We start from the raw sequence: 10,201 nt of genomic DNA, 5'->3' as shown, positions 1-10,201 counted from the left end.
GGTCTGTCAGCCTGTAAAGACAGATATTTTTAGACGGCCTTCAAGTAAGGTCGGCTAAAGATACCTGCCGAATGGCAGGTAAAATAAAAGGTACATCGTACCCCGAAGAGGTATAAGATATCTGATTCATGATTTTCAAACTCAAAAAGGCACTTCATCATCAGATAATTTGGCAGCTTTATAAGCTGATGCCTTTTCAGCTTCGACTTGGTTCATTTCATCTACTATCTCGTGAAGTTTTCCACTTACACGATGTTTGCGACAATGCTCAAGTATGGCTTGGAAAATCTGAAAATGCTTCCGATCCAGTTGTATTACCATGCACAGCTCAACAGGTTCGCGTTTATAGAACGAACGGACTATTTTTTGCAAAATCCAAGCGTCACCGTGTTTGCACGATCCAAGCAGTATTTGGCGGACATCTTGCTGTTGAAACACTGTATCAGGATCGTATATGACTTTTGTAAAATCATTTTCCAATTCACAAATACGTTGTTCCAGCCAGTCAGTTGCCATTTGACTTACAGCTTGCCTAAATTCGTCATAACCGAGGTCTTTCCAGGCAATGGGCAGTCTGAGTTCCATGGTCAATTTGGTTGACACACTGGCATCTTCTAAGAACCATTTACCTGAAAGATGAGCATAGCGTCCAAAACGAGCTTCGGGTAAAAGAACACGAGTTTCTCGACGAGTTTCCTCGTCTTCAAAAAGAAATTCTGCACGAAAATCACATGTGCGAGAATAAGCAGTTTGTTCGTAAATGTTGTTGCAAACTATCATGACAGTCTCCAAAAATAGGGGAATATCCCCTATTGGAGATGTATCCCCATAGGGTTGATAAAAGAAAAAGCCGTACATCCCGAAGGATGCGTGTCATGTTTAACGGCAGGACACAAGACAGATAAGGTCTGTCAGCCTGTAAAGACAGATATTTTTAGAAGCCCTTACTTGAAGGCCGTCTAAAAATACCTGCTCGCAAGCAGGTAAAACATATCCAAATAATCGGACTTATTGTTTAAGAACCTATCAGCATAGACACTTTCTCTACAATAAAATCATTATCGACATAAATATCAAACTGATAGAGAATTTCTGGCTCGATACTGGTAGAACCTTGTAAAGTCAGAAATTTGTCATTTGCTGTAAAAAAAAGAACAAATCCTTTTCTACCGTTTTTATTCAAACACGCGTGACTGTTGTCATGCTTACGATAGAAACCGCCATGATTCTTGAAATTCAAACCATATTTCAAAGCCAGTGCATCTGTTACTGCAACCAACTTTTGTTTTGGCCGTTCTTTAGTATCTGTAAATAGTCCGACTTCGGGTATATCTAAAGCAGCGGCAACAGCCTCAACCTGACTTTTATATTCAGGCATCACGCCGGCCAGAGGCTTACCTTCTGTATCGAATACATCGCAGCCGTATAAGCCATCTGTTTCCAAGATTCTAATTTCTAGGGTTTTTTCGTTTAAATATTGCATTGGTGTACTCCTATAAAGGGCAGGGGTACACATTCCCATAGCAGGGTACGGTATCCCTGCATGGGTAGATTGAACTGTTTGCATCTGTACAAACAGCAGGATTAAAAATACAGTGCTTTCTTTAAAAGCTAACAACTTTTATCAATGTCACCAAGAAGATTTTGGTTAATGGTCAAAATTTCCGAATCCTGATCAATTACCCCTCTGTCCGGAGAAAGTAAATGGGCTAAGGCAATCATCAACCAATCCAAATCACAGTTGTTGAATTTCTCACACAAAGCATCTAAAACCTTCGCTTTGTCCTTGTCTTCCAAAAATCTCAATTCATCAAACTCATCTTTTTCAAGTGGATTGAGTTCATGTCGAGCAACTGCTGTCATCATACCTATAAACTCAAATGCTGCTTGCAAGTCTTCTTGCTCGGGTTTCATGATAGTCATAGTTATCTCCTTTTTAGCTGGCTTTCCGGTTCATCTCGATCACTATTTGTCGCAATTGCTCGCTTTCGCGATATTTGCGGTAATGAGCAAGTATTGCTTCAAAAATTGCATAATGTTTTTGATCAAGCTGAGTAACTTGGTATAACTCAACTGGTACTCCCTTATAGAGTGATCTCACTACATTTCGCAATAATTGAGAACCACCATAACTGTACTGGCCAAGCAAAATTTCGCGTACATCTTGCTGTTGAAATACAGTATCAGGACTATAAATACCATCAGCACAAGCATTGTGTTTATCAAACTTCATAACAATCTCCAAGAATAGGGGAATATCCCCAATTGGAGATGTATCCCCATAGGGTTAGTAAAAGGAAATGCCGTACATCCCGAAGGATGCGTGTCATGTTTAACGGCAGGACACAAGACAGATAAGGTCTGTCAGCCTGTAAAGACAGGTATTTTCAGACGGCCTTACTAAAGTCGTCTGAAAATACCTGCCCAAAGGCAGGTATAATAGGACGTAATACGTTAGTATTACCAGTAACATTCTTCTTGATACCAAGCCAAAACTTCATGATACAAATCCAGGGTTTCCGGTGTATCAATACGGTTGGCGTAATCAGAAGCCATCGTAACGACAGATGCAAACACTTCTTCCGCCTCATCCCATTCGGAAATCAGCCGTTTTTCCACTATCTTGCCATCAGAAAACAGACGTGCAGTAACTGTACTGTTTTTGTGCCAGTGAAGAGAAACATCTACATTCGGGGCAATATCGAACATCTGATACATGATATATCCTCCTTATGCCGCTTTTTTCGAGTACCAGGTTTCGCCGTTACTAAAACGGGCATATACCTGATATTCCTCGCAATAAGGTAAAACAAGCTCCTGATACCGTTGCCACAATACCTTTTCCATTGCTGCGAACCGTCGGCAGATGCCCGAACGGTATCTGCTTGTTTGCAACTTGGAAGCCAGACCGTAAATATCGAACTCTTCAATCACAAAATCTGCCGCCGACTCATAAGAAGAAATATCGTAATCTTCATATTCATCACAATGAGCATCTGTTTTAAGGTTGAATACTTGGTCAATATTATTACCGTCGTAATACCCTGAACGAACAATCACAGCCAACTCCATTTTCAGGTTATAGCCAAAAAATTGAGTTTCAGCCTCTATGGAAGCAATCTGAGTACCACCATAACAACGATCGGCATACTTACGATCATCATCGGCTTCTTCTGTGGTTGAAAGAATACTGAAACCGTCCACGGATTCTTTCTTCCAGCAACTAGTCCTGTTTTCACGGGATTTTCTGTAAGGTTCTTCGGCCCTATATTTCAGATCGGTAATTGTGTCTTGCAAATTCCAATGCAAGATATCTCCTATTGAATCGTAGTCTCCTTCTTCAAGGCGATCACATTCATCTAAACCTTCGTTGTAGGCATCCAAATCAAAGGCGTTATAAGAAGTGCCGCTTATTACGTCAAGACGGTGGTTGTATGAGAAATTTGATGCTCCCATGGTATTTCCTTTAAAAATAGGGGATACCATGGCCCGGTGGGGATGGTATCCCCAAAGGGTTAGATAGATATTCCAAAAGTGGAACAGTTCGAAAATCCCGCATGAATCGTTCAATTGGGATAGTGTCTGAAAAAGGATTTCACGATTAAGTGCTCATCCTTTTGGGTTTAGAAATGCCTCAGACGTACTGATAAGCATCGATACCTAGAAGGCGGTACAACTCCTTGGCAACCCGGTCATAACCTATGCACCCGAACTGTAGATCAAAACGGCCTATGACCATAGGCCCTTGTTCCAGCTTCCGGTCATCCACAATGACAAAATTATCATTATCCGTGATATAGACACAGATGCTTCCATCAAGAGGCAAACCTTCTAAGGTTTGGCCGTTTCGATTTTCCAATCGGATAAGTTCTACGCCTTTGAAAACAAGGTCCTTTCCTTGCGGATTGAAAACCTGTAGGGCTTCAAATTTTTTTCCCTTTGAAGCTTCTACCAATTCGTTCAGTACAGGCATTATGTTTCCTTTCAATTAGGACAGGAAACAGTTTTCCCAAACGGGAAAACGTTCCCGTCAGGGTTTAAATAAATACGGTAATACCGCTTGTTTATAAAAATGCTGCAACCATACGAATATGGGAGGACAATCTCAGCAGCAGTATCCATCAACGGAATATACAGTCCGTCATCTGTGTAATACTCTTGTGTAACAGACTTTTTTAGAGAGCCTTTAAAAGGCCGTCTGAAAAAGCCCGCTATGGGCTTCAGATTAAGTATGTAAGCGACCACTTTGTAGCATAGCGGTCAACCGAACATCAAAATCTTCCGGGATATCAACTCGTACAGCTTGAACTCCAACTGCTGCATACTCTTCATCTATACGAGGAGTAAACCGCATAATGGATTTATCAGCCTCAAGTTCTGACAATACAGCATTCTGCCAATGTTCCAATAACGGTATATCGGAGAGTTGCTGCACCAGTTGCCAGGCTGCCTTATCCAAGTCTGCTGTAACATCATCCAACATAACCCAACCTGTTTTACTATCGAAGTTAGGTTGAATCAGAATATCTGAATGCAAAAACATGTGCGTTACCGGACCATAATTAAGAGTCTGATATTTAGTCATGTATTTACTCAGATTTAAGCAATACTCGGCGGTTGTCAGTCGGGGACAGGTTAAAACTTCCCCCGGCTGTCTAAAACCCAGCCGTTCATTACTGACTTGGAGTTGTGCTTGAAAAGACAGCATGTCTGCATCGCGACCATGGAGTGAGGCAAACATAAGTTGTTTGCCCCAAATAAAGAAGGCATCGGCCATCAAATCATTGCGTGAGGTTAAATACAACATTCGCGCCTCCTAGACATACCAGCGTTTTTCACGAGGGCTATATGTATAGCCGGCTTCTCGTACAAGCTCGACGGCACATTTTAATTCCTCACGATCAGCAAGAATGTATTCTCCAAAGCTGATATGAGAACATTTGTTCTCAATCATGTGCTCAACCTGATCTAAGGACTCGGCAAATTTCGGAAATTCAATACCATTCTCAGAAACTGGATCAAAAGTACCACTTTCAGAAACTGGATCGGCAGTAGAAGCTTGACTAGAATGTTCTTCTGCTTCATCTGATAAACCACATTCTTGTGCGAAATCTGCAAGATGTTGCCAATCTAAAGCAGCGTCGATATATGATGTTGCTCCACCTCCCCACTCAAAGGTCTTTACCTTAAGCTGGTTCAGTATGAAGTTTCCTTCATAATTACCTGGTTCAAACTGTTTTAATATTGGGTTTTTTACATCGAATGTGCCAATTGAGGTAGCTAATTTAGCTGTTTTGAAAGGGCCACGGCGACCCTGAATGACTTGCACTGTTAAAGTGCCTTGGATTGTCATAGACATGGTATCTCTCCAAAAGAAAAGGGATACCGGCCACGGGCAGGTATCCCGTGGTTGGGAAAAAACTAATCAGTGTTTGATCGCACTAAAGGGGACACCATGCCCATTCGGGGAAGTGTACCCCGATGGGTTAAAAGAAATCTGCTTCAGAAAAAAGCAGCTGTACCGTACCTGAAACAGGCTTGCAATCAACGGCTATGCAATGACAGAGGAAACAGTCTGTCGGCTGTATAAAACTCTTTAAATACAGATTCTCTAAGCTGTTCTGCAAATATCAAAACTTCTTAGAGAACCTGCAAAGCAGGTTCAAATGGGGATTACCCTGGCTATTGATTACTTAGTCCGCACCGACGCAGTAATCAGATAATGGTCTAGCTTGTAATAAAGCCGTAACAATTACGAATAATTGCGCGTACTGGTTATACGGCTATACGCAGACAGAAGAAACGGTCTGTCAACCGGGGAAGCTTACCTGAATGACCTTGGGTAGGGCGGGGCACTCAGGTAAGCTGCCCAAAGGGCAGCTTTTAAACAGTTGCTACAAAAGCAACAAAAATAAAAAAATTCGGATTGTTAAAGAGCCTTATTTTTTTACTGATGCTCACAATAGATATGAGCATCGATAAAAAAACAATATTGCTGAAAGCCAAGTCTTTAAGGGGACTTACCCTTTACTTCACTATAATTCAAGAGTTGCTTGGAAAATTAAACCGCCGTTTCGACAGAGGCTTAATTTTCCAAGCAATAAGCTGGAAAACTAAGAATGGGGAAGCTCGAAAGCTTCCTACCATTCTCAAACAATCAAAATCAAAATATTCGAGAGCTTTCTAAGAAGCATCAGGATTGTCTTGATTTTGTTCACCTTGATAAGATGATTGATACCACATATTGCCATCAACTTTAATAAACTTGAATTTCATCAATCGACCATCGATACTCAAAAGTTCTGAGACTTCTCCAGTCTTATGATTGGTTGCTTCAAATTTTAGGGGTTGAATATCACCTGCACGAAAACCAACCACGACAGTCGGGCGTTCTTGGATATTCTTTGATTGCAATTGCGGGAACTCTTCCAAAAGGCGAGCAAAAAGCTCTTTTGCTTGACCTCCGACGATACGAAGATCAAAACGGGTTTTTTCACCATTATCGCCTCGAGAGGCTTGGATCGTGCAAGCAAAGTAAGGGGAAGATTTACGTTTACCCTGAACTTCGCGAGGTCGGTTTAAAAAACCGATACCGTCAGCAGTCAGGTTAAAGTAGTTTTGATTAGATTGAGTCATGATATATCTCCAAAAAACAGGGGATATATCAATCCCAAAGGGGATAGTATATCCCCAAAGGGTTAAGTTGCGGCTTTCACGGTAGCCGAACTGACTTAGAAGCCTTAAAGGCTGGCTGAAAAGAAGTACCGTAAATTCGACGAATCGAATCTCATTCATGAACGGCTAAATGACGAGACTTTTAAGAAAAGTCACAAACTACAAAAACAATTACAATATATTCCCGATAATTTCATATGTCAATATTTTTTCGTAAAATCTTTAACCACGCCAATGCCGAACCCTACCGGTATCCAAATGGATAAAGCTATTATAGATACCAATACCGCCCACATTGTAGTATTTAGCCATTTGCTCAAGCTCGCTAATGCTTACCCCCCTCATAGTAAAGTCAACTGCTTTACCGCTCATATGAAGTGAGTTTCTGGCAGCACCCTCAATAGTCGCATTTCGTCTTGGCGTTCTATATGCACTATTGATCGTAATCACAGGGTTTGTTCGTCCTGATTGCCGTGCCCATTCCTGCATTGCATACATGAGATTTAAAAGACCTACATCGATTTGAACCATGGCATTTCCATCTTTGGCATCACGCATCAGCCAACAGGCATTACGGTAGGCTTCAAGATCATATCCATTTTGTTGCTGAAAAAAACGGATTTCATGTTTTTCGCCTGTATCAGCCCGTTTGCAATTGATTGTACGGTCTCGTGACCAAAAATCAGCCATACTGGTTGCTGCTACTACATCTTTAGGCAATAACAAACCGGCAGCACCGGTTGTATATAGGGCACCTACGCCGACAAGCTTTTTCAAAAAATTTCTTCTATCCAATTGATGTTCCATTTTCTTATTCCTAGTCCGCTTTATTTAATCACTTTGTACGAGAACGACTTTTAAAATCTTTCTTTGCCTGTTCAACCAAATCAGTGATTACATTCTTTTGGTATCCCATAAAATCTTGAAGTGTTAGTTTACCGGTTTCTATTCCAGATAAAGCCAGCTCCCATTTCGCCGTCGTTATCGGATCGGCGATCATAGGTGGAACCCGGGCAATCAGGTTACGACCTTTTTCTGTCGCATAGATTTTGCCCCGTTTCTTTTCCATATAACCCATTTCAAACAAACGATCGATAATGGCGGCGCGAGTAGCTTCTGTTCCCAAGCCTTCCGTACTTTTGAGAATTTTTCTGATCTGTTCGTCTTCTACATTCTTCAAAAAGTCCTTCAAAGTTTGCATCTCATCAAGTAAAGAAGCCTCTGTAAAACGTGGTGGCGGCGTGGTCTTTTTAGTTTCGGGATTAGCAGAAACCGTGCCGACCTCATCGTTGACTTTCAGATGTGGTAGAGCAGGGCCTTCATCGATTTGATCACCTTCGAACACATCCTTACCCAAAAGAACCTTCCAACCGGAAATAACCGGTGATTGGCTGGAGGCTTTAAACAAATGTGAACATGCTTCAACCTCCACCACAGTAGAGTCATATTCAAAATCAGGATAAAACTGCGCGATATAACGGTCTCGTATCATTCGATACACCGTTAATTCATTCTTATCAAGGACTGTTAAATCAAAATTACTGACCTTGGTCGGAATAATTGCATGATGAGAATGCTTGTTTACCTGGTTATCATTCCATACTCTTGATTGACGTTCAGGATCAGCTTTTTCAATTACCGAAAGCATGGATTTGTCGATAGTCTGTATTGCGGCCAATACATCTTTCACTTCACTCATCTGCGATTTTGGCAAGTATCTGCAAGGCGTACGGGGATATGACGTAATCTTGTATTTTTCGTAGAGGGTTTGTGCAATTTTGAGCACTTTGGAAGCCGATAGGCCAAGTTTTTTTCCGGCTTCTTTTTGTAAAGCCGAAAGGCTGTAAGGTAACGGAGGCGGGGTGCTTTTACGCTCTTTGTTAAAGGTAATGACCTTACCAGTAGATTTCTCAAGCTGTTTAACAAGGACCTTAACAGCCTCAAGGTTGGTACAGTATCCATCAGTATTACGCCAGTTTTCAGGCACCTGCCACAGTGTAGTAAACACTGACTTGTCCGCTGTCTCAAAATCTACTGAAAGGGTGTAGTAGTTGTAAGGCACGAAAGTATCGATCTCTTTATCCCTTTGGACTACAAGCTTCAAAGTCGGTGTTTGAATCCGACCGATTGACAGAATATGTTCCCGACCATAGCCGGCAGAATAGGCAGCTGTATAGGCACGGCTCAGGTTCATACCTACCAGCCAGTCGGCGCGACTACGCGCCAAACCGGCTTGGTAAAGGTTTTCTTTATCCTTACCCGGCATAATTGAAGATAAGGCTTTTTTTACCGACTGCGTATCTAGGCCACTCGTCCAAAATCGTGAGATCTTTTTACGGTAGCCACAGTAGTCCAATATTTCACGGGCAATAACTTCCCCTTCACGATCTGCATCAGTAGCAATCACTACTTCATCTGCTTTGGCCAACAAGCCTTTAATGACTTTAAACTGCTTCGATACCTTCGGCGGTACCTGCATCTGCCAAACATCAGGGAGAATGGGTAATGCGGAGATATTTCCAAAATCAGCATATTGTTCGCCATAAGCATCTGGCGCGGCCTGTGTCAGGATATGACCAAATGCCCAGGTAACAACAGTGTCTCCATTCTGAAAATACCCATCATGCCTCCCGCCAAGAACACCAAGCACTTTCCCGATGTCCTTAGCTTGAGAAGGTTTTTCACATAAAAACAAACGCATTTTAAAATCCCAAACTTTGCTTCAGCTGCAAAACAAGCCAAGATGTGATAGTCAAAAAAGCCCACATTGCCAAAGCAAACAAGCTTCCATAAATGAGGGTAATAATGAACATATCCTTAAAATCAGCCCATAATGCAGCAAGCCAGCAGTTCATTTCACGAAAAAAGGAAGTATTTTTCGTGGCCATATTTACATTGGGATGTCATCATCAGCTTCAGCTTGAGCTTCAGCCTGATTACTGTCCTGAGACTGCTCACGTTTAGGACGCAACTTGATGGCTTCTACACGTTCAGTTGGAACAATGAATACATCTTGAACACGCAATTTACGAACGCGAACTTCAACACCATCACGATTGGTATATGTTTCGTAACGTTCTTCACCGGTTACGAGAACTGGCATACCGACCTGTAAGATTTTATGGAGATGAGCGGCATCACGATTCCAGTATTCGCAAGAAATCCACTCTGTTGAAACCACTTCCGATTTACCTTCGGCATTGCGTTTGAAATTAGGGGAGGCAATGGAAAAATTAAGTACGATCGAAGCCTCATCGTTTTTAGGGCTTGCGACTGGACGCAAATTAAATTCGGCACCGAGATTGCCACGAACAGAAAGTTGAACTGACATATTTTTCTCCAAAAGAAGGATTTAAAAATATGACAGAAAAGACAGGGTAAAATAACCCAAAATGAGATTAAGGTTCTTGAATCATAACTAAATAAATTTCTCTTGTCAACTAGCAACTATTTCAAAGCAAATCTTATTCCATATCTAGTTAAAACGCCCATTTACAGTCATCGGCGCAGAACAGAAACGAAGTTG

The 10,201-nt window shown here is 41.6% G+C and carries 14 protein-coding genes; 1 reads left to right on the top strand and 13 read right to left on the bottom strand.

The window, feature by feature from the left end; genetic code table 11:
* Window positions 1-141: 141 nt before the first annotated feature.
* The 9 genes from HMPREF3022_RS01955 to HMPREF3022_RS01915 all read right to left on the bottom strand — a co-directional run bounded on the left by HMPREF3022_RS01955 (window position 142) and on the right by HMPREF3022_RS01915 (window position 5,359).
* Window positions 142-858 carry a hypothetical protein gene (locus HMPREF3022_RS01955; RefSeq protein WP_283119027.1) on the bottom strand — a complete coding sequence of 239 codons (717 nt, stop codon included), beginning with the start codon at window positions 856-858 and terminating at the stop codon, window positions 142-144.
* Between the two features lie 157 nt (window positions 859-1,015).
* Window positions 1,016-1,483 carry a hypothetical protein gene (locus HMPREF3022_RS01950; protein WP_070765057.1) on the bottom strand — a complete coding sequence of 156 codons (468 nt, stop codon included), beginning with the start codon at window positions 1,481-1,483 and terminating at the stop codon, window positions 1,016-1,018.
* 128 nt (window positions 1,484-1,611) lie between these two features.
* Complete coding sequence (locus HMPREF3022_RS01945) at window positions 1,612-1,923, bottom strand: hypothetical protein (protein WP_070765056.1); 312 nt, start codon at window positions 1,921-1,923, stop codon at window positions 1,612-1,614.
* Between the two features lie 13 nt (window positions 1,924-1,936).
* Window positions 1,937-2,233, bottom strand: coding sequence for a hypothetical protein (locus tag HMPREF3022_RS01940; RefSeq protein WP_070765055.1), 297 nt, complete (start codon window positions 2,231-2,233; stop codon window positions 1,937-1,939).
* Window positions 2,234-2,460: 227 nt separating this feature from the next.
* Complete coding sequence (locus tag HMPREF3022_RS01935; RefSeq protein ID WP_070765054.1) at window positions 2,461-2,718, bottom strand: hypothetical protein; 258 nt, start codon at window positions 2,716-2,718, stop codon at window positions 2,461-2,463.
* 12 nt (window positions 2,719-2,730) lie between these two features.
* On the bottom strand, window positions 2,731-3,456 hold the full coding sequence (locus HMPREF3022_RS01930; RefSeq protein ID WP_070765053.1) for a hypothetical protein: 726 nt from the start codon (window positions 3,454-3,456) through the stop codon (window positions 2,731-2,733).
* A gap of 178 nt (window positions 3,457-3,634) precedes the next feature.
* Window positions 3,635-3,973 carry a hypothetical protein gene (locus HMPREF3022_RS01925; RefSeq protein ID WP_070765052.1) on the bottom strand — a complete coding sequence of 113 codons (339 nt, stop codon included), beginning with the start codon at window positions 3,971-3,973 and terminating at the stop codon, window positions 3,635-3,637.
* A 252-nt stretch (window positions 3,974-4,225) separates the two neighbouring features.
* The gene (locus HMPREF3022_RS01920) at window positions 4,226-4,807 is read right to left on the bottom strand and encodes a hypothetical protein (protein WP_049360323.1); all 582 of its coding nucleotides are present in this window, start codon (window positions 4,805-4,807) and stop codon (window positions 4,226-4,228) included.
* A 9-nt stretch (window positions 4,808-4,816) separates the two neighbouring features.
* Window positions 4,817-5,359, bottom strand: coding sequence for a DUF3275 family protein (locus HMPREF3022_RS01915; protein ID WP_070765051.1), 543 nt, complete (start codon window positions 5,357-5,359; stop codon window positions 4,817-4,819).
* Between the two features lie 609 nt (window positions 5,360-5,968).
* Here HMPREF3022_RS01915 and HMPREF3022_RS11835 point away from each other — a divergent pair.
* Complete coding sequence (locus tag HMPREF3022_RS11835) at window positions 5,969-6,187, top strand: hypothetical protein (protein ID WP_283119026.1); 219 nt, start codon at window positions 5,969-5,971, stop codon at window positions 6,185-6,187.
* On the opposite strand, the gene HMPREF3022_RS01905 is transcribed toward HMPREF3022_RS11835, so the two are convergent.
* The 4 genes from HMPREF3022_RS01905 to HMPREF3022_RS01885 all read right to left on the bottom strand — a co-directional run bounded on the left by HMPREF3022_RS01905 (window position 6,184) and on the right by HMPREF3022_RS01885 (window position 10,006).
* On the bottom strand, window positions 6,184-6,636 hold the full coding sequence (locus tag HMPREF3022_RS01905; RefSeq protein ID WP_070765063.1) for a DUF3577 domain-containing protein: 453 nt from the start codon (window positions 6,634-6,636) through the stop codon (window positions 6,184-6,186). The genes HMPREF3022_RS11835 and HMPREF3022_RS01905 overlap by 4 nt on opposite strands.
* A 261-nt stretch (window positions 6,637-6,897) precedes the next feature.
* On the bottom strand, window positions 6,898-7,482 hold the full coding sequence (locus HMPREF3022_RS01900) for a YcbK family protein (protein WP_070765050.1): 585 nt from the start codon (window positions 7,480-7,482) through the stop codon (window positions 6,898-6,900).
* Between the two features lie 28 nt (window positions 7,483-7,510).
* On the bottom strand, window positions 7,511-9,376 hold the full coding sequence (locus HMPREF3022_RS01895) for a DNA topoisomerase 3 (protein WP_070765049.1): 1,866 nt from the start codon (window positions 9,374-9,376) through the stop codon (window positions 7,511-7,513).
* A 189-nt stretch (window positions 9,377-9,565) separates the two neighbouring features.
* Window positions 9,566-10,006 (bottom strand): single-stranded DNA-binding protein, encoded by a 441-nt coding sequence (locus HMPREF3022_RS01885; RefSeq protein WP_049360334.1) that lies wholly within the window; start codon window positions 10,004-10,006, stop codon window positions 9,566-9,568.
* Window positions 10,007-10,201 lie beyond the last annotated feature (195 nt).

The organism is Neisseria sp. HMSC065C04 (assembly GCF_001815375.1).
Classification (GTDB): Bacteria; Pseudomonadota; Gammaproteobacteria; order Burkholderiales; family Neisseriaceae; genus Neisseria; species Neisseria flavescens_D.
This window is presented reverse-complemented; position numbering and strand designations above follow the sequence as displayed.